This window comes from Roseibium sp. (assembly GCF_050301095.1).
In the GTDB taxonomy this organism is placed as follows: domain Bacteria; phylum Pseudomonadota; class Alphaproteobacteria; order Rhizobiales; family Stappiaceae; genus Roseibium.
Map to the genome: position 1 here is coordinate 1 of NZ_JBNKYW010000132.1, position 17,608 is coordinate 17,608.

The following is a 17,608-nucleotide window of genomic DNA, read 5'->3' on the forward strand; positions in this document are numbered from 1 at the left end:
TTCCCTTCCTTCAAATATCAAATTGTCAAAGAACAGAGGACCAATCCTCTTCAGACCCGCAGCCAAAACTCTCAAGCGAAAACAACACTCTACCGAACCTTCAGATCCGGCCTCATCGTGCCAATTTTCTGGAATTAAGGTCACAAAACCCTGTCGCCAGCGACGTTGCCGCCGTCGATGGACCGGTTTATACGCACCACCAGCACACCCGTCAACTGCCAAAATCGAAAAAAAACAAAAAAACCGGAAAAAGATTCAAGCAGCAGATTTTATATCATTAAAACAAAGACTTATCTTTCAGCCGCCTTTGTTCACACTTGCCTCTACAAGCACTCCTGACCCAAGGCCGCCGGCTGCCGCAATCAACGCCATACCCATGGAACGAGCACCTTCCGTAGGGGTTTCCTGACGTATCAGCCGTTCGAACAGCTGTACCGCCAAAATCGCTCCCGAAGCACCGATCGGATGTCCCCGCGCAAGGGCGCCGCCCAGAGGATTGAGACTGCCTAAATCAAGGTCGAGTCTTTCGGCCGTCACCATGGCCTGGACCGCATAGGCTTCCATCAGTTCCACCACTGCCAGGTCCCTGGAAGCGATGCCCCCTTTGGAGAAGAGCGCTTTGGCCACGGCGATGGGTACCAGGGCGGGATCGGCGGGATCGCCTCCCAAGCTCACATCATCCAGAATGCGCAGAACCGGCGCGGCTTGCGCAGCCGGGTGATCTTCCGCGAGCAACAATACGGCAGCAGCCCCGTCCGCCTCGCAGGCAATCGTTGCCGCCGTGACGCCGGTTTCCTCTACTCCCGCCAGAACAGGCGCCCGTTCTGCAACCTTCTCGGAAAGCGCTCTCGTGAAACTGTCCCGCCCGGGTCCGCCATCCACAAAGACCAGATTGTCCTGTGTCGCTTTCTCTGCAGCCAGTGCCCTGTGGTGTGAGCGGACCGCAAAGTCCGACTGGCGTTTTCTGGAAATGCCCATCCGCTGCGCCAGGCCCGCGGCGGCTTCCGCCAGATCGGGATCCGTGAAGGGTGGCGGTGCAAACGGCGGGCGGTCGTAGGCGACCGGGTCCTCATCCGTCGTCCTCGGCCGGCGCATACGGATCGGAGACCGGCTGAAACTTTCGGTTCCGCCGGCCAGAACGCAGTCCGCGGCGCCTGCCTCGATCATCCGGGCGCCCATTAAAATGGCGTCGAGACCCGAACAGCATTGCGTATCGATGGTGAGCGCGGGAACGGATTGTGGCAGACCGGCTCTCAGGGCCGCCAGACGCGCGGGATTACCGCCGCCATAAAGCGCATTGCCCAGAAGCACATGGTCGACATTGCCCGGTGTCAGGCCCGCATCCCGGATCAGCCGTGTCAGAACCGGGGCTGCCAGTTCATCGGCCTGAAGATGGGAGAGGGCGCCGCCCCGCGGCGTGACAGCCGTTCGTCTTGCGGCAACAATGACAGCCCGGCGTTTTGCGCTCACATCCCCTCCTTGCATGCTTCTTTAGAAAGGTCGCTGGTTATCCGCTGGATATCCGGTTTACCGCCCGCCGTCAGCGGCAGACGGTCAACCACCTTGATCCGTCTCGGCACCTTTCCAGTTCCGAGCAGGGCCTTGCAATGTTTTTGAAGAAAGGCTTCCGCCTCCGGCAAATCAGAAGACAACTGAACCGCGGCCTCCAGCCGTTCGCCGCGCGCCCTGTCGGAAAGCCCGACAACCACAGCAACTGCGACGGCCGGATGCGCGCAGAGCGCCGCTTCGATTTCCTCCGGATAGACATTGAGGCCGGACGTCACGATCATCCGGTTTTCGCGCCCTGTCAGGAACAGGAAGCCATCCGCATCCAGATAGCCGTGATCGCCAAAGGTCAGCCAGCCGTCCTGCCAGCGGGTCAACGGGCTGGCACCACAGATATAACCGGAAAAGAGCATCGCGCTCCTGACCCAGACGGGACCAGGCTCACCTGACGGAGCGGGTGTGTCCGGATTGCCGATCAGGATGTCGACGCCAGAGGCCGCCCGGCCGACCGATCCTTCCGGAATACTCTCATCCGGCCTGGCGACCGTGATGAAACTCGCCTCCGACGCGCCATAGAATTCGATCAGCTGCGCTTTCGGGAAGACCCGCGCGAGCGCGTTCCTGTCTTCGCCACCCCATTTGGCACCGCTGGAAAAGACCTGGGCAACAGCAACGACCGGTCCGCTGCGCCTCGCGGCTTCCGCTAGGTAGTGAAGTTGCGTGGGGGTGGCATAGAGGACCGCACCGTCGCTCGCGCCTTCAAGCTCGGCCAACACAGCACGAGGTTCGAAGCGGGGCAGAAGCACAACTTCCTGCCCGCAGGCCAGCCCGCAGACAGCGCCATAAAGATGAAGAGAATGATTGAGCTGACCCGCCAGCACGACACGGTTTGCCCCGGAGGCGCCGAATTCCCGTTCGGAAAGAGCGAAACTTTCAAGCCAGGAGCCGTGCGTGCGCACATAGCCCTTCGGCGTTCCGCTCGTTCCGGAGGTGAACCCTGCATAAAAGAGATCGTCCTCGCCGGGAGCCGGGTCTTCGGCAACCCCGGCATCGACCGGGGCGGTGACGGCAGAGCTTTTGAATGCGGAAAAACGCGCGTCGTCGATCAGCAGACCGGCGCTGATTGTATCCAGGGTTGCCTGCTTGCGGGCCTCGGGCCACTCCGGGTCCAGAACCACCGCGATCCGGCCTGAACGCGCGCAGGCGAAAAAGCAGATGATCAACTCCGCCGGGTTCTTCAGGAGAAGGGCAATGCGCGCCCCGAAAGAAGTGCGGCGGCGGATTTGGGTTTCCGCCACCCCGATTGTTTCGATCAGGTCCCGCCAGCTCAGCCGGACCGGGCCGCATGCAAGCGCAGTCCGGTCCGGCGTTGTTCCGGCAAAGACCTCAAGCCGGTCGCCGATGTAGGCCATGGAGCGCTGTCACCGGCTACGCGTGCATCAGGCGCGCGACAGCAGCGCGCCCGGCAGACCGCGAGCGACTGTCTGGACGACGACGGCGGTAACGGCCACCTTGATCAGATCGCCCGGGATGTAGACTGCGCTGCCGGCTGCCGCTTTCGCCAGGGAGATGTTGGCCATGATGGCAACACCCGGAATGCCGAAGGCGTAGACGACCAGAATTCCGCCGATGACCCCGGCAATGGCGGCGGAAAGCAGAATGTTCATTTCGCCGGTGGCGCGCATGATCCAGCCGGCCACAAAAGCCCCGACCGGCCAGCCGATCAGAAAGCCGACCGACGCGGTCTGAAAAACGCCCAGACCACCACGGCCACCAGACAGGAACGGTGCGCCGAGCGCGACCAGGAACAGGAACAGGAGCACGGCGAGCCCGCCGCGAACCGGGCCGAGCATGACGCCCGCCAGCATGACGCCAAGCGTCTGCGCGGTGATCGGCACGCCTCCCATGAAAGGAATGGCAACCGGCGGGATCAAACCCAGAGCCGCAATAAGCGCCGCGTAGAATGCAATATGTACGAGAGAGCGATCAGTCATCTGTTCCCACCTTTTCTTCTGATCCTTATCGCCGCGCCGTCCTACCGACTTCTGGTCCGCCTCCGGGGCGACGTGGCGTCATGTGCAGGCCGGATAGCGCAAAACCCGAGACGTTGCCAGCAATATCCGGTTGTTTTTATGGTTACCTTGACAGGCCCTCCGAGCCGCCGCGTGCCTTGAGCGCTTCGGCGACATTGTCCGACATGCGCAGGGACTGAATGGCGAAAGGGGCGATCAGGCGCCAGGAGGTTTTCTTTCCCGTGCGCGCCTGCCAGGCTTCACGCAACATGGAGAAGACCTGCATCAGATGCGGTGCGAACCGCAGCACCAGCGCGACCCCCAGGGCCGGTTTCTTGGGGGACATACCCACCCATTCCAACGGTTTGAAGAGCGGGGTGACGGCTTCCAGCATGTCGTCCATGCGCGTGGTGATGGAGACGAAATTGGCCGCCAGGAAGAGAACGATCAGGCGCAGGGCCACGGCAATGCCTTCGGCGGTCGTACCCGAGTACCAGTGCAGGACCAGGATGAAGGCGAGAAACACGGTCAGGCCGCGCAGAAGTTTCAATTGCCGCAAGCCGTCCCGCCCGAGCGAGGCATAAGCGCCGAGCACCGCGAGGAGACAGGGCAGGAAGACCAGGAGAGACGTCACCCGGAAGAGCAGCAGGCTGCCGACAGCCACGGTCAGCAGCTTGAGGCCGGCGGGAAGTCTGTGGGCCCAGGTGTCGCCCTGAAGATAAATCGAGATCACAGCGCCGCCAGCTCCGGTCTGCCGCCCAGCCGGCGGTCGATGTCGTCCGAATAGGCCGCGATCACTTCGTGCGGCTTGCCGTCCATGCGCAGGCGGCCGCCCTCCAGCCAGAGAAGCCGGTCGAAACCGCTGAAATGGCTGAGATCGTGGCTGACCATGACGATCTTCTGGGGCAACGACAGGATCATGTCGTGGATCCGGCCGGAAGCAAGCGCATCCAGGCTTGTCATGGGTTCATCCAGAACCAGCAGACGCGGCTCCATGACAAGGACCGCGAGAATGCAAATGAGCTGTTTCTGGCCTTCGGAAAGTTCGGCGAAGGGCGAGCCGGCCAGATGCGCACAGCCATGACGCTCCAGAAAGGCCAAGGCGCGGGTCCGGCTTTCCACCTTGTCCGCGCCAAGCTGCGTCAGGCCGAATGCGATTTCTTCCTCGACCGTCGGAAAGATCGCCTGATGGTCCGGGTTCTGGAACACGAACCCGACATGGCGCGGCAATTCGGGTTCAGCCTTGTCGAAAGATGCCCCGAAAAGGGTCAACGCGCCGGTATCCGGAGCCCTGAGCCCATTGAGCAGCCTGACGAAGGAGCTTTTGCCCGAACCGTTCAGACCGATGACACCGACACGGTCCTCGCTCAAGGTCAGGGACAGGCCCTTCAGAATGCGGCGCTTGCCGATGGCAAGGCCGACGCCCTCGAACACCGCATAGGGCGCCGCGTCCGGATCGCAGACGGGTGCCTTTTCGTTGCCGTTCTTTTTTGCCCAGAAAGCCATGCCACCTCGTTGCGGCCGATGCTGCGCGCCCGGTCCAGCTGCCTTGTTGTGGCGCTTATTGACCGGATCAGGCCCGATGTCAAAATCGCAACAGGGCAGGAGACGTCCGGTCCAGACGGCTTGTCCCTGTCATCGGGCCTATCCTACCGGACGTGTCAGGTCGGGCAATTCGGCCAATTGGTCGATGGTCGCCTTGATCCGCTCCAGGGCCCAGCAGAACCGTTCGTCGGACTCCTCCGAGCCGAAAGTGAGACGCAGGTAAGGGGCAGGGGCCTGGTCCCTGACCTGGAAATAACGGGAGGAAAGCACCGACACGCCCTGATGTCCGAGGGCTGCCTGGAGCAGATCCGGATCGACCGGGCCGGGCAGGCGCAGCCAGCCGAAAACCTTGCTGGGATCGCCTTGCAGGAAATAGGGGGCGAGGATCTTCTGCGCGCTCAGGAACCGTTCCCGGTTGGCCCGCCGTTTCAGACGCAGGGCCTTGAAGAGATAGCCTTCGCGCACCCAGCCGGCGATCAGCTCGGCGGTGATCGGCGAGGCCATCCAGGTGCTTTCGCCGATCTTGTTGCGGATGCTGTCGCCGAAAGACGCTGGCACGTGAACAAAGCCGATCCGGCTTCCCGGCGAGCAGACCTTCGAGATACTGGCGATCGAAGCCGTGCGCTCCGGGGCCAGCGCACCGAAGGCGGGCAGGGTTTCCGGCAGGAAGGGGGTGTAGGGATCATCCTCGACGATCTTCAGATCGTGCGCCCGGGCAACCTCGACAATGTTTTCGCGCTCCTCGAGCGACATGGTGTGGGTGGTCGGGTTCTGCATGTTCGGCATCAGGAAAACACCCCTGATACCATGGGTCTCAGCGGCGCGGGCAAGCGCATCGGGCGCCATGGCACCGAAGCCGCCGTCGGAGCGGCGCAGGGCGGGCAGGGGCACGGGTTTCAGACCTAGGCTTTCCAGCGAGGAAAAGATGGAAGGGTAGGTGAAGCGGTCGACGGCAATGGCATCACCGGCCCGGAACAGCGCCTGACAGGTGACCTGAATGCCGTGCTGAGCACCGCAGGTGACCGCAACACGGTCCGGATCGGCCTCAAGGCCGTAATCCTTGAAGACCAGCACGCCGGTCTCCCGGTGGGTCTTCAGACCTTCGGAAGGCACGAAACCGTTCAGCCGATCGATACCGGCTGTCCTTGCCATGCGCACAAGCCCTTCGGACAGGCTCGGGTTCAGATGGGGATAGGCGAAATTGCGGGCCAGATCCACGGCTTCAGGCTCGCCTTCCTTCGGGACAAGAGGAGAGACCTGCGGGGTTTCGGAGGCGACATAGGTCCCCCGACCGGTTTCCCCCTTCACCAGCCGGCGCCGTTCGGCTTCGCCGTAGGCCCGGGTCACGGTGCCGAGCGTTATGCCGAGCTGGTAGGCGAGTTCGCGCTGCGGCGGCAGGCGGTCGCCCTGCGCCAGCGTGCCGGACTTGATGTCCGCTTCCAGCGCATCGGCAATGGCAAGATAAATCGGACCCTGCACGGCCTCGATGTTCGGGATCCACATTGTCATAAGGACAATGTTATCATTGACCGATACAATTTCTCAAGACATTTAGTGTTTTCACGCATTGTATCGATTGCATCGAATGTAGCGAGTAATCTGACATATTGTCTGGAGACATTCCATGGACACCGCCACGTTTCTGGCTTTTGCCGTCTTCGTCATCGTCATGACGGGAACGCCCGGCCCGGGGAACCTGACCTTTCTGGCCATTGGCGCTGCTTCCGGCTACCGGTCGGCCTTGCCGGTGATCGTTGCCGCGCAAGTCGGATACCTGCCGCTGGCCTTGAGCGTTGCCTACGGCCTCGGGCATGTCATGGCCGGGGGCGGTCCGGTCGTCACGCTCTTCAAGGTTCTGAGCATGGCCTATATGACCTACCTCGCCTGGCGGATCGTTTCGCTGACCGTCAAGCCCAAGGGCGAGGTCGCCCTGCCGAGCTTTTGGGAAGGCCTGCTGATCCATCCGCTCAGCCCGAAAACCTGGGCAATGAACCTGGTGGCCTTTTCGACCTTCTTTGCCGGCAACGGCCTCGGCATCAACGAGAACGCAATCATCCTTGCTGCCGGTTTCCTGCTCGGCGGCCTGGTGTTCCATTCGCTCTGGGCGCTGGTCGGGGTTTCCATTCTCGCGTTGATCGGAAACGGTCCGCTGATGCGGTCCATCACCATCGCCATGGCGGTTGCCATGCTGGCAGCGACGGTCTGGGCTCTGATGATCTAGCCAGGAGTGATAACTCGGGGGCCGGGATCCTCCCGACAGCATCAATGAAAATTCTCGGATTTCTTGATAGGTTCGGAGGGAAGCTGTTGTTCTCAATCACCGTCGCGGGTCTGCGTCCATGCAAGGGTTACCGATCACCGCATTCCTGGTTTGCCTGGCATTCCTGTTCTGCCCTCGTCCGGGTTCTGCGATGGAACCCGGTCAGACGGTGCGTGTCTTGGCGGTCCATTATCCGCCTTTCGAAATGAGCGAACCGGTGAATGGGCTCCATGGCTTCGATCATGAGGTCGTGGTTGAGGCCTTTGCCCGCAAGGGGCTGGTTGCAGCGATCGTTTACGTCCCGTGGACGCGAGCGCTCAGCGACACCGCCAACGGCCTGTCACCTGCGCTGCTGTCCTGTGCCAAGAATGCCGAGCGGTTGAATACCTATCTCTTCAGCGCCCCCATCAGCCAGGACACCTATGGTCTTTTTTTCCGGCGGGACTTTGTGCTGCCCGACATTTCGAAACTGGCAGATGTCGTCGGTCACAGCGTTGCCTCCATATCCGGCTACGCATCGTTCACCAAGCTGGTTGAACTCGGGGCGAAACCGATCGAAGTGCGTTCGGAAGTCGCCGGTTTCCAGATGTTGGCGCTCGGCCGGTTCGATTTTCTGTACACAGGCAAAAAAGCCTCCGAATTTCAGATCATGCAGCTCGGCATGACGGACCGGTTCAATTTCCTGGAAACGGAAACCTGGGACTATCACCTGTGCTTTTCAAGGAAACACCCGGATTCGGCCGGCCTTCTTACGCTGTTCAACGAAGCTCTGGCTGAACTGCGTGACGACGGAACCTACGACAGGATCCATGGCAAATACCGGTGACGGTCCGGTTACCGCGCGACTTCGCAGGTCTTCCGCAAGGCTTCAATAGACAAACGGCATGAATTTTTTCGTCCGGGCCGCATAGGCGTCGAATTCGGCGCCATAACGATCCGACAGATAGGCATCCAGCGCCGGGATGTGGAAGAAGACGAAGGAGACCGCCATGAAGACCGGCACCGCGAAGGCAATCGCGGACAGGGTCAGCAGCGCCCAACCAGTGAACAGGACGGTGTCACCGAAATAATTGATGTGCATGGAACAGGCGAACAGGCCGCCGGTGAAACAGTGACCCCGATTGGCGCCGTCACCTTTCCACCAGTGGCGCTGCAGTTCGGAATAGCTGTTGAGAAACGAACCGGCCAGCACGAGCGCGATACCGGCAACGTCCAGCGGGCCAAATGGAATGGCCGTCTCCCGCAAGGCACCGGCGCCGAGCAATAGAAAACCGATTTCGAAAACACCCATGAACAGCGCCAGACCGAACACCTCCGAATAGTCGAGCTTCCGCTTCAGGAGATAAAACAGCGTCAGCAAATGGCGGGCGAAGTAGAGCAGGGCGCAGGCAAGAAGCAGCGTTCCACGGAAGGGATCGGACAGGCTGAGCTTCAAGCCGGTCATTTGTCCCAGCCAAACCCAGCCTCCCATCAGCAGCCAGGCACACAGAAGAACGGACAAAAGGTGCAGTCCCGCAAAAACGGCCTTTGCACTGATCGACCTTGCATGGTCACGGCTGACGCCACCCGACTTGGCCATTCAGAACCTCATTCCTGATGATCGAACCAGCTTCACACGAGCAGGACACCATGGCCCGGCCGTTGCGACGGTCCGTAAAAATCTTTTTCGTCCAATTGGTCGAAAAAGAGATCTAGACGACACCCCCGGTCCTGGTCAATAAGTTTATCGACCAACCGGACGATAAAAATGCCGAAACAGATCGACCACGCCGCCTACCGCCTGGAACTCGCGCGAAAAGTGGCCCCTCTCTTTTCCGAACACGGTTATTCCGGCCTCGGCATGCGGCGGGTTGCCGAGGAACTGGGGCTGTCGAAAAGCGCGCTCTATCACTATTTTCCGACCAAGAAGAGCCTGTTCCTGGCCTGCACGGAAGTGGTCATGTCCCCGCCGGAGGACGATCTTCCGGCAGATCGACCGGACGAAAGTGCGGCGGAAGCGCTGCTCGGATTTGCCAGACGGCTGGAGCCCGGCTTTGCCAGCGAGATGTCACTGCTCTTTGATTATCTGCGCGGCAAGAGCCCGGACGAGATCGCGGCAGACCCGGCTATGGCACTGGCCAATGAGGAAATGCGGCATCAGGTCGAAAAACATTGCCGCGACAACGATGCCGACGCCGTCTTGTGCCTGCTCTTGGGTACGCTGCTGATGCGTCACTTCACCGGCGGCCGGCTCGATTACGACCGGCTCTTTCCGGCACTTGAAAAACTGCTCTGAAAAGCAGAACAGGCCTGCCGGATCAAATTGCCCGGCAGGCCTGAACCCATCCGGCAGCAAGGGGAGAGAGCGGCCGGAATGAAGCTGTCCGCCTCACCGTTCCATGCACTTCAATTCCGAACGCCAGCGTTCTTCAAAGGATGCGGCCCGGCGCCGGCCCTCCGGCAGGCCGATATCCTGCAGCAGATCGGCTGGCAGATCCGCAACATCGGGCCTTCTGCGCGCGCCCGGGGCAAGGCGGACAAAGACCGCATCGATCAGCCTTTTGAATGATATGCCCAAGTCCTGTTGATGGATTGCACCTTTGCCCTTGAAACCAAGAATCCATGACATTTCTGTAACTCCTTGTCCTGAGAGCTACATATCGGCCTGCTGCGCTTGTCTTACCAACAGAATTTCGATAAGTATGCATAAGGGAGACTTATGCATGCCAAGCAACCTGCCCCCACTGCCCGCCATTCGCGCCTTTGAAGCCGCAAGCCGCCACCTGAGTTTTACCCAGGCGGGCGAGGAACTGGGCATGACCCAGGCCGCTGTGAGCTATCAGATCAAGCTGCTGGAGGAAAAGCTGGGCTTTGCCCTTTTCACCCGCAAGGCCCGCAAGATCGAGCTGACAGATCACGGCGCGCAATTGGCAACAAAGGTCGTCGATGCCTTTTCCACGCTACGTGACGCCTTCGAGGACGTCGCGGAAAAGAATGCCGGGCAACTGGTCGTTTCCAGCAACACCACCTTCGCGGTCAACTGGCTATCGAACCGGCTGGTGCATTTCCAGATGCAAAATCCCGATGTCGCGGTCCGCATCCTGCCCTACGGGCCGAATGCCTCGCCCGAATTCGACAATTCGGACATTGTCATCTCCGCCTGCAAGGCACCGCCCAAGGGATGGATCGCCCATGAGATCGTGCAGGCGAAATTTACGCCGCTGCTCAGCCCATCCCTTGCGGCAACCATCGGCAGCATCGAGAAACCGGAAGATCTTCTGAAATTGCCGCTGGTCGATCCGCGCGACCGCTGGTGGACCATCTGGTTCGAAGCGGCCGGGCTTCCGGACGTGGACCTGAGCGGGTATCCGAATTCGCGCATGGGCTCCCAGGCGCTGGAAGCCAACAGGGCGATTGCCGGGCAGGGGGTCGCGATCCTCACCCCCTATTTCTGCAAGACCGCGCTGGAAACAGGCCAGCTCATCCAGCCGTTCGAGCTGACCTGCCGGGCCGACGACGAAAGCTGGTATCTGTGCTATCCGCCCGCCAACAGGAACAGCCGCAAGGTGCGGCTCTTCCGCGACTGGGTGCAGTCCGAACTGAAGCGCGACGGGATGCCGGTGTTTTCAACCCTGGCGACGGTCGCGTGAGGACAGCAGGACAACGCCTGCCTCAAGAGCGGACCGGCGTATTTTCCTTCAGTGCCGAAACGAGATCCCGCACCCGGTCGGCATTGTCCTTTGCCAGTGATCCGTCCCGGTTCCAAAAGCCGTTTCAAACCCGATCCGCGCCTTGCCCCCCTCCTCGGAAGCCCTGACCAGGCAGTCCGTTTCCCGGTGACCAAAGGCGCAGACCGCCCAGTCGAGATCGAAGTCCCTGCGGTTCGTTTCCAGAACATTCAGGAACGGCGAAAGGTCGTCAGGATCGCTTTCCTGGCCTGAGGAATAACGCCCCAGAACAAACAGCAGCTGGTGGCGGCGACCCGGGATGACACTCTCCGCCACCAGGCCGAAAAAGCGGCTCAGGTCCTCCGCGCTGTAGACGATATGCTGGATGCAGCTGCCCTGGTCCAGCGCACGTGCATAAAAAACCCCGGCCGCGTCAGTTTCCCGCTCCGGCACCATTTCACGGATGGCGACGGAGACGGCTTTCGGCTTCACGTCATAAACCAGCTCACGCTGAATCTGCGGGGAGTACAGGCCGACGGCCTCGGTGGTGATCTGGACCTGCATGCGCGGCACGGCGACCTGCATCTCGGACAAAAGCTCCCGGTAGAGTCCGGCATCCAGAACATGAGCGCCGTCCGGCCCCCGGACATGGGCGTGAATGCCTTGGGCACCCGCTTCGAAACAGGCTCTGGCGGTTTCCACCGTTTCGCCAATGGTCATGGGCAGCGCCGGGTGGTCGGCCTTGGACCGGCGCGCGCCGTTGGGCGCCACCATGATCGCCGGCAAGGGCGGAAAATCGGAGTGCTGGCTCATGTCTTTAGAAAACCGTCCGGAACGCGCGGTCCAACTTGTCCGTGATTTCGCCGATATGGGCGTCCTCCAGAATGAAGGGCGGAGCCAGCAGCACATGATCGCCGGCGATGCCGTCAATGGTGCCCCCCATCGGATAGCAGATCAGGCCTGCATCGAAGGCCGCCTTCTTGAGGCTCTTGGCAAGGCCACGTTTCGGGTCGAAGGGTTTCTTCGACACCCTGTCCTCGACAATCTCGATGCCGCGGAAAAGGCCGCGTCCGCGAATGTCGCCGACATGAGGGTGCTGACCGAAGGCGCTCTGCAGCGCCACGTCCAGTTTTTCCCCCATAGGCCCGACCCGGCCGGCGATGCCGCCGGTCAGCTTCCGGAACACCGCCAGCGCCGCCGCGCAGGCGGTCGGGTGGCCGATGTAGGTGTGACCGTGCTGGAAGAACCCCGAGCCGTTCTCTATTGCAGAATAAATGTCTGAAGTGCACAGCATGGCGCCGATCGGCTGGTAACCCGCGCCCAGCCCCTTGGCGATGCACAGGATATCCGGCGCGATACCGTCCTGCTCGCAGGCAAACAGCGTACCGGTCCGGCCCATGCCGCACATGACCTCGTCCAGGATCAGCAGGATGCCGTATTTGTCGCAGATCTCCCGGATGCGTTTGAAATAGCCTTCGACCGGGGGCACGGCGCCCGCTGTTGCCCCGACAACGGGTTCGGCGACGAAGGCCATGACGTTTTCCGGACCCAGCCGCAGGATTTCCGTCTCCAGTTCATTGGCGACCCGCTGGCCGTAGTCGAAGGCGGTCTCGTCTTCCCGCCGGCCACGATATTCATAACAGGGCGAAATATGCGAGGTATCGATCATCAGCGGCGCAAACGGGGCACGCCGCCATTCGTTGCCGCCGGTCGCAAGAGCCCCGAGCGTGTTGCCGTGATAGCTCTGACGGCGGGCGATGACCCGGTGCCGCGAGGGCTCGCCTGTCTCCAGAAAATACTGGCGCGCCAGCTTCAGCGCTGCCTCAACGGCTTCCGAGCCACCGGAGACAAAATAGACCCGGTCCAGATTTCCCGGAGCGTGTTCGATGAGCAGATCCGCCAACTCTTCCGCCGGTTCGGATGTAAAGAAGCCGGTGTGGGCAAAGGCGATCCGGCCGATCTGGCTGCGGATGGCCTCGGTGACGTCCGGATCGCTGTGCCCAAGGCAGGACACCGCTGCGCCCCCAGACCCATCGAAATATTTTTTTCCTGATTTATCAACAATGTAACACCCGTCACCGGCAACCGCGACAGGGGGCTCGGCTTTGGTGTGACGTGGAAAGACATGGGACATGGCGTGAAATCCGGCACGTGATCATAAGACGGCCCCTACGGGCCTTGTGACATTTGTATCAGAATATTTGCAATTCTGAAACATTTGTTTCTTATCGCCGTTAACCACGTTTTTCATCACAATTTTAATCAAATTCGCGGAACCTTGCCGGTGGGGGACGACATCAAAATCAGTTACCTACAAGGCTTCCCGCCATGCGTCAGCACCTCTTCGCCACTCTTGTTGTCATCGGATTGTCCGCCACACTTGCCGGCTGCGGCTCGGTTGCCGGAGTGACCGGCATGGGTTGGATGACGGCGTCCCACAATTCCATCGACTATGACGACAGTTCCTGGTGCGTGCCGCGCAAACTGAAGAAGGTGCTGAACCGTGTGGCCGACCGCTACGGCCGCGTCACCGTTCATTCCACCAAGCGCTGGTGGCTGGAAAACTGGTGGAAGGGCGGAGCCAAAAATTCCTACCACCTCAACTGCCGCGCGGTCGATTTCACCGTCGGTGGCGATCCGTCCTCGGTCATCGCCTTTTTGAAGGCGCAGCCGGACGTCGGCGGCTACAAGCATTACTCTTCCGGCCATTACCACATCGACACCGGCCCGCGCCGGACGTGGTAGGCGGCGCCACTTTCCCCACACTTGTCATCCCGGTTTGGCGCGATAGCGGCAAGACCGGGACCCGGTATCCCCTGCGACAGAAACCTGAAAAGGCCGGTGGGTCGGCCCGTTAGTCAGCTGGTAACTTGATCCCTGCCTTTGCAGGGATGACAAGTGAGGGATGGTTCGGCGTCTACTTCAACTCGCCCAGTTCCAGCGCCATTTCCCAGGCGACCGCATCGAAGCCGATGAAGTTCTTGGCTTCGCCCTCGACGATGGGCCGCCTGATGACCGAGGGGTTTTCGATCATCACGTCAAGCGCGCTCTTGGCATCGGTGACACTCTCCTGCGTGGCCTCGTCCAGCCGCCGCCAGGTGGTGCCGCGCTTGTTCAGAACCGCATCCCAACCGAACTCGCCGACGAACCTGGCCAGCTTGTCGGCATCCACACCATCCTTCTTGTAGTCATGGAATTCATAATCGACACCGGCTTCCTCCAGGAATTTCCGGGCCTTCTTGACGGTGTCGCAATTCTTGATGCCGTAGAGCTTCATCGGTTTCCTTTCCATTTCTCTCACGGGCAGGACACTTGCCCTTTGCGCCTTGAGATTCAAGGGGGCTCTCCCCAAGTTTCCACGATCCGTGGTTGACCCGGTCCGGCCGGCACGTCACAGATTCACCGACCGGACCTTCGCGCCGCCCGCAACCACATCGTGTTCAAATCAGTCATGACCGTTCCCGGCCCTTCCACGAAACCCGTCCAGCCCGCCAAGGCGGCAAACCCGCAGGCGAAGCTGAAAGGCGGACCGGGCTCCGGCAACTGGCGCCAGCGCCTGCGGCTCGCCAGCGGCCTCACCCTCTTCACCTTCTGCCTCAGCCACTTCCTCAATCACGCACTCGGCATCATCTCCGTGGAAGCGATGGACAAGGCGTCGATCTGGCACTACTGGGTCTGGCGCAGCCCCCTGGGCGAAACGGTTCTCCTCACGGCGGCCCTGACCCATGTCACCCTTGCGCTGTGGCGTACGAGCCGGCGGCGGACCTTCAAGATCCCCCGCTGGGAATTCTGCCAACTCGTGCTCGGCCTTTATATTCCCTGGACCCTGATCCCGCATGTCAGCGCGACCATGGGGCTTGCCAAGGAATTCGGTTTCTCACCGACCTACGACCAGATGCTGACCATTCTCTGGCCCGACAAGGCGTTCCAGCAGGGCCTGCTGCTTGTGGTCGTCTGGACCCATGCCATGATCGGACTGCATTTCTGGCTCCGGCTTTATCCGCTCTATCATCGACTGAAATATGCCGCCGTCACCTTTGCCGTCGCTCTGCCGGTGCTTGCCCTGTGGGGCTTTGTCGAAGGAGCGCGCAGGCTTCAGCTTAAAAGGGACGTGAAGCTGAGGGTCACGGATGAGCAGTTCGACTGGCTTTATGGTTTCGCCGACAATTTCCGCGCCGTCGTTTACGGGCTTGTCCTGATCAGCCTGGGCGTGGTTCTGGTTCGATACCTCTCCCGCCGCTTTGCCCGGGGGATTTCGGTGACCTATCCGGGCGGCCTGAAGATCCGGGCCGCACCCGGTCCGACTCTTCTGGAAATCAGCCGGATGAAAGACATCCCCCACGCCGCGGTCTGCGGCGGCCGGGCGCGTTGTTCCACCTGCCGGGTGAAAGTGCTTGAGGGGGCAGAGCATCTCGCCGCGCCCGACGCGCCGGAAGCTGCCGTTCTGTCCCGGATTGCCGCCGGCGAGAACGTCCGCCTGGCCTGTCAGATCCGCCCCAAACACCACATCTCCGTGCAGCCGCTCGTGCCGGTCAAGGCTGGGGCGGGCAGCAGCGAACATCTGGGCGATGCCTACCACTGGGGTGTCGAGCAGGAAGTTGTGGTGATGTTCGTCGACCTGCGCAATTTCACGAAGATCACCGAATCGCAACTGGCCTATGACGTGGTCCACCTGCTCAACAACTATCTCGACCAGTCCTCCGCGGCCATCCGCGCCGAGGGTGGTTTCGTCGACAAGTTCATCGGCGACGGCATCATGGCAATTTTCGGCATGGATGTGGACGCTAAGACCGGCGCCAGACAGGCGCTCAATGCTTGCCGCCGGATCGAGGCGGTCATGAAATCCCTGGAGGCGGAGAAGAGCCCGCAGTTCCGCGACCCGATCCGCCTCGGCATCGGCCTGCACATGGGTCCGGCCATCCTGGGACGTATCGGCGCCGCCGGAACGGGCGGCAAGCGGAGCGGCCTGACGGCTCTCGGCGACGTGGTGAACACAGCCAGCCGGCTGGAGAGCGAAAACAAGGCCCACAACAGTTTTCTGGCCGTCTCCAGAACCGTGATCGACGCCGCGGGCGCGGAGATTCCGGGCGCGGAAACTGCGGAAATCACACTGCGCGGAAAAGAAAGACCCTTGCAAATCTTTACGATGACCAGCTTAGATACGCTTTTCGTACCGGATGGTAAAAACCTTCCGGGCACCTGATCAACCGACCGGAGGATGTGTGAGCCGGACCTATACGCCACGGGAAATGCTGGAGACCCTCATTTCCTTCAACACCGTTTCCGATCGCAGCAATCTCGAGCTGATCGCCTTTGTGGAAGACTATCTTGCCGGGCTCGGCGTGAGATGCCACCGGGTTGCGGACGAGAGCGGCCAGAAGGCTGCCCTGCATGCCCTGATCGGACCGGCGGTGGATGGCGGCATCGTTCTGTCCGCGCACACCGATGTGGTGCCCGTCGAGGGCCAAGACTGGTCTCGCGACCCCTTTTCCGCCTGGGAAGCCGGCGGACGGCTGCATGGCCGGGGCTCCGCGGACATGAAGGGTTTTGCGGCGACCGTCCTTGCCAAGGTTCCCGATTTCCTGGCGGCCCGTCTCACGAAACCGATCCACATCGCGCTCTCCTACGACGAGGAGGTCGGTTGCAACGGCGCGCCGCCGCTCATCAAGGACATGCTGGCGAAGGGACCGAGGCCGGACATCGTTTTCGTCGGCGAGCCGACGAACATGAAAGTCGTCACGGGGCACAAGGGCATTACCGTCCTGAAGACAACCGTGCACGGTCATCCCGTCCACTCCAGCCAGTTGCACCGGGGTGTCTCGGCCATTTCCACCGCGGCGGCGCTGATCGGCTGGATGGATCGGCAGACGGCGGCGAACCGTGCGAAAGCCGACCCGGACTGTCCGTTCGAACCACCCTATACGACGCTCCATTGCGGCATGATAAAGGGCGGACAGGCGCATAATATCACCGCCCAGCACTGCGAGTTCGTAACCGATATCCGCCTGCTGCCGGGCGAAAGCGCGGCCGTCTGGGTGTCACGATACAAGGCCTTCATCGAAGCCGAGATCCTGCCGGCCATGCAGGCGGTTTCTCCCGCTTGCCGGGTCGACGTGACGGAAATCGCCAACGTGCCGGGTCTGCGGGAAGAACAGGACGGACTGGCCGAAACCACGGCGCGGCGCCTGACGGGCGACAATGCCCGCAATGTCGTCGTCTATGCGACCGAGGGCGGCATTTTCCAGGAACATGGGCTGTCGACCATCGTCTGCGGCCCCGGATCGATCGACCAGGCCCATCAGCCGGACGAATACATCGAACTGGCCGAACTCGACCGCTGCGCTGACTTTCTCGACCGGCTGGTGCGGGGGATTTCGAAATTTGACAGTTAAACGGGTTTGAACACAGGCAGTTACGGTGCCATAGTTCGGACCGACACGTCGGACGCGAACAAAACAAACAGCATAAGCGTCCACGGAGCCATTCGGGAAAACCGAAAAAACGAGGGGAACATGAACAAAAAATCAATCGTGCTTGCAGCAGCCTTGCTGATGACCGGAACAGGTGCGTCCGTTCACGCGGAAACCTTGAAATACGCCTTCCAGGGGTCCTTGAATGCCCTGGATCCCTACAGCCTC

The 17,608-nt window shown here is 61.2% G+C and carries 19 protein-coding genes; 9 read left to right on the top strand and 10 right to left on the bottom strand.

Annotation, left to right across the window (positions count from 1 at the left end):
- Positions 1–281: hypothetical protein (locus ACQY7U_RS12280; protein ID WP_428644829.1), on the top strand; the 281-nt coding region annotated here is incomplete at its 5' end.
- Between the two features lie 16 nt (positions 282–297).
- On the opposite strand, the gene ACQY7U_RS12285 is transcribed toward ACQY7U_RS12280, so the two are convergent.
- The 6 genes from ACQY7U_RS12285 to ACQY7U_RS12310 form a co-directional block, all read right to left on the bottom strand.
- The gene (locus ACQY7U_RS12285) at positions 298–1,470 is read right to left on the bottom strand and encodes a thiolase family protein (protein WP_428644831.1); all 1,173 of its coding nucleotides are present in this window, start codon (positions 1,468–1,470) and stop codon (positions 298–300) included.
- Positions 1,467–2,918 (bottom strand): AMP-binding protein, encoded by a 1,452-nt coding sequence (locus tag ACQY7U_RS12290; protein WP_428644833.1) that lies wholly within the window; start codon positions 2,916–2,918, stop codon positions 1,467–1,469. The genes ACQY7U_RS12285 and ACQY7U_RS12290 overlap by 4 nt, the downstream gene beginning before the upstream one ends.
- A gap of 27 nt (positions 2,919–2,945) precedes the next feature.
- Positions 2,946–3,500: a biotin transporter BioY gene (locus ACQY7U_RS12295; RefSeq protein ID WP_428644835.1), complete on the bottom strand. Its 555-nt coding sequence runs from the start codon at positions 3,498–3,500 to the stop codon at positions 2,946–2,948.
- A 142-nt stretch (positions 3,501–3,642) separates the two neighbouring features.
- Positions 3,643–4,251: an energy-coupling factor transporter transmembrane component T family protein gene (locus ACQY7U_RS12300; RefSeq protein ID WP_428644837.1), complete on the bottom strand. Its 609-nt coding sequence runs from the start codon at positions 4,249–4,251 to the stop codon at positions 3,643–3,645.
- Entirely contained in the window at positions 4,248–5,024 is a 777-nt protein-coding gene (locus ACQY7U_RS12305; protein ID WP_428644838.1) for an energy-coupling factor ABC transporter ATP-binding protein, read from the bottom strand. The genes ACQY7U_RS12300 and ACQY7U_RS12305 overlap by 4 nt, the downstream gene beginning before the upstream one ends.
- Positions 5,025–5,162: 138 nt before the next feature.
- Positions 5,163–6,572: a PLP-dependent aminotransferase family protein gene (locus tag ACQY7U_RS12310; protein ID WP_428644840.1), complete on the bottom strand. Its 1,410-nt coding sequence runs from the start codon at positions 6,570–6,572 to the stop codon at positions 5,163–5,165.
- A 115-nt stretch (positions 6,573–6,687) separates the two neighbouring features.
- Here ACQY7U_RS12310 and ACQY7U_RS12315 point away from each other — a divergent pair, with 115 nt between their 5' ends.
- Complete coding sequence (locus ACQY7U_RS12315) at positions 6,688–7,284, top strand: LysE family translocator (protein ID WP_428644842.1); 597 nt, start codon at positions 6,688–6,690, stop codon at positions 7,282–7,284.
- A 208-nt stretch (positions 7,285–7,492) separates the two neighbouring features.
- Positions 7,493–8,149 carry a substrate-binding periplasmic protein gene (locus tag ACQY7U_RS12320; protein ID WP_428644844.1) on the top strand — a complete coding sequence of 219 codons (657 nt, stop codon included), beginning with the start codon at positions 7,493–7,495 and terminating at the stop codon, positions 8,147–8,149.
- 42 nt (positions 8,150–8,191) lie between these two features.
- On the opposite strand, the gene ACQY7U_RS12325 is transcribed toward ACQY7U_RS12320, so the two are convergent.
- Complete coding sequence (locus tag ACQY7U_RS12325; protein ID WP_428644845.1) at positions 8,192–8,902, bottom strand: methyltransferase family protein; 711 nt, start codon at positions 8,900–8,902, stop codon at positions 8,192–8,194.
- 168 nt (positions 8,903–9,070) lie between these two features.
- Between ACQY7U_RS12325 and ACQY7U_RS12330 the strand changes: the two genes are divergently transcribed.
- The 3 genes from ACQY7U_RS12330 to ACQY7U_RS12340 all read left to right on the top strand — a co-directional run bounded on the left by ACQY7U_RS12330 (position 9,071) and on the right by ACQY7U_RS12340 (position 10,952).
- Complete coding sequence (locus ACQY7U_RS12330; RefSeq protein ID WP_428644847.1) at positions 9,071–9,598, top strand: TetR/AcrR family transcriptional regulator; 528 nt, start codon at positions 9,071–9,073, stop codon at positions 9,596–9,598.
- 78 nt (positions 9,599–9,676) lie between these two features.
- Positions 9,677–9,871, top strand: a complete 195-nt coding sequence (locus ACQY7U_RS12335; protein WP_428644849.1) for a hypothetical protein — start codon at positions 9,677–9,679, stop codon at positions 9,869–9,871.
- Between the two features lie 154 nt (positions 9,872–10,025).
- The gene (locus tag ACQY7U_RS12340; protein ID WP_428644851.1) at positions 10,026–10,952 is read left to right on the top strand and encodes a LysR family transcriptional regulator; all 927 of its coding nucleotides are present in this window, start codon (positions 10,026–10,028) and stop codon (positions 10,950–10,952) included.
- 48 nt (positions 10,953–11,000) lie between these two features.
- Here ACQY7U_RS12340 and ACQY7U_RS12345 read toward each other — a convergent pair whose 3' ends face one another.
- A complete protein-coding gene (locus ACQY7U_RS12345; protein ID WP_428644853.1) occupies positions 11,001–11,783 on the bottom strand; it encodes a 3-keto-5-aminohexanoate cleavage protein in 783 nt (260 codons plus the stop codon).
- A gap of 4 nt (positions 11,784–11,787) precedes the next feature.
- A complete protein-coding gene (locus ACQY7U_RS12350) occupies positions 11,788–13,104 on the bottom strand; it encodes an aspartate aminotransferase family protein (RefSeq protein WP_428644855.1) in 1,317 nt (438 codons plus the stop codon).
- A 194-nt stretch (positions 13,105–13,298) separates the two neighbouring features.
- On the opposite strand from ACQY7U_RS12350, the gene ACQY7U_RS12355 reads away from it, so the two are divergent.
- Complete coding sequence (locus tag ACQY7U_RS12355) at positions 13,299–13,715, top strand: YcbK family protein (RefSeq protein WP_428644857.1); 417 nt, start codon at positions 13,299–13,301, stop codon at positions 13,713–13,715.
- A 172-nt stretch (positions 13,716–13,887) separates the two neighbouring features.
- Here the strand turns inward: ACQY7U_RS12355 and ACQY7U_RS12360 are convergent, their stop codons facing one another.
- Positions 13,888–14,247: an ArsC family reductase gene (locus tag ACQY7U_RS12360; protein ID WP_428644862.1), complete on the bottom strand. Its 360-nt coding sequence runs from the start codon at positions 14,245–14,247 to the stop codon at positions 13,888–13,890.
- Between the two features lie 159 nt (positions 14,248–14,406).
- Between ACQY7U_RS12360 and ACQY7U_RS12365 the strand changes: the two genes are divergently transcribed.
- The gene (locus ACQY7U_RS12365; protein ID WP_428644859.1) at positions 14,407–16,173 is read left to right on the top strand and encodes an adenylate/guanylate cyclase domain-containing protein; all 1,767 of its coding nucleotides are present in this window, start codon (positions 14,407–14,409) and stop codon (positions 16,171–16,173) included.
- A gap of 19 nt (positions 16,174–16,192) precedes the next feature.
- Positions 16,193–17,362: an acetylornithine deacetylase gene (argE, locus tag ACQY7U_RS12370; RefSeq protein ID WP_428644860.1), complete on the top strand. Its 1,170-nt coding sequence runs from the start codon at positions 16,193–16,195 to the stop codon at positions 17,360–17,362.
- The last annotated feature ends 246 nt before the right edge of the window (positions 17,363–17,608 follow it).

Excerpts from the sequence above, each read along its gene's own strand:
- ACQY7U_RS12325 (WP_428644845.1), bottom strand. The coding sequence starts at position 8,902 with ATGGCCAAGTCGGGTGGCGTCAGCCGTGACCATGCAAGGTCGATCAGT.
- ACQY7U_RS12350 (WP_428644855.1), bottom strand. The coding sequence starts at position 13,104 with ATGTCCCATGTCTTTCCACGTCACACCAAAGCCGAGCCCCCTGTCGCG.
- ACQY7U_RS12295 (WP_428644835.1), bottom strand. The coding sequence starts at position 3,500 with ATGACTGATCGCTCTCTCGTACATATTGCATTCTACGCGGCGCTTATT.
- ACQY7U_RS12330 (WP_428644847.1), top strand. The coding sequence starts at position 9,071 with ATGCCGAAACAGATCGACCACGCCGCCTACCGCCTGGAACTCGCGCGA.
- ACQY7U_RS12335 (WP_428644849.1), top strand. The coding sequence starts at position 9,677 with ATGAAGCTGTCCGCCTCACCGTTCCATGCACTTCAATTCCGAACGCCA.
- ACQY7U_RS12360 (WP_428644862.1), bottom strand. The coding sequence starts at position 14,247 with ATGAAGCTCTACGGCATCAAGAATTGCGACACCGTCAAGAAGGCCCGG.
- ACQY7U_RS12345 (WP_428644853.1), bottom strand. The coding sequence starts at position 11,783 with ATGAGCCAGCACTCCGATTTTCCGCCCTTGCCGGCGATCATGGTGGCG.
- ACQY7U_RS12340 (WP_428644851.1), top strand. The coding sequence starts at position 10,026 with ATGCCAAGCAACCTGCCCCCACTGCCCGCCATTCGCGCCTTTGAAGCC.
- ACQY7U_RS12355 (WP_428644857.1), top strand. The coding sequence starts at position 13,299 with ATGCGTCAGCACCTCTTCGCCACTCTTGTTGTCATCGGATTGTCCGCC.
- ACQY7U_RS12315 (WP_428644842.1), top strand. The coding sequence starts at position 6,688 with ATGGACACCGCCACGTTTCTGGCTTTTGCCGTCTTCGTCATCGTCATG.
- ACQY7U_RS12310 (WP_428644840.1), bottom strand. The coding sequence starts at position 6,572 with ATGACAATGTGGATCCCGAACATCGAGGCCGTGCAGGGTCCGATTTAT.
- ACQY7U_RS12305 (WP_428644838.1), bottom strand. The coding sequence starts at position 5,024 with ATGGCTTTCTGGGCAAAAAAGAACGGCAACGAAAAGGCACCCGTCTGC.
- ACQY7U_RS12290 (WP_428644833.1), bottom strand. The coding sequence starts at position 2,918 with ATGGCCTACATCGGCGACCGGCTTGAGGTCTTTGCCGGAACAACGCCG.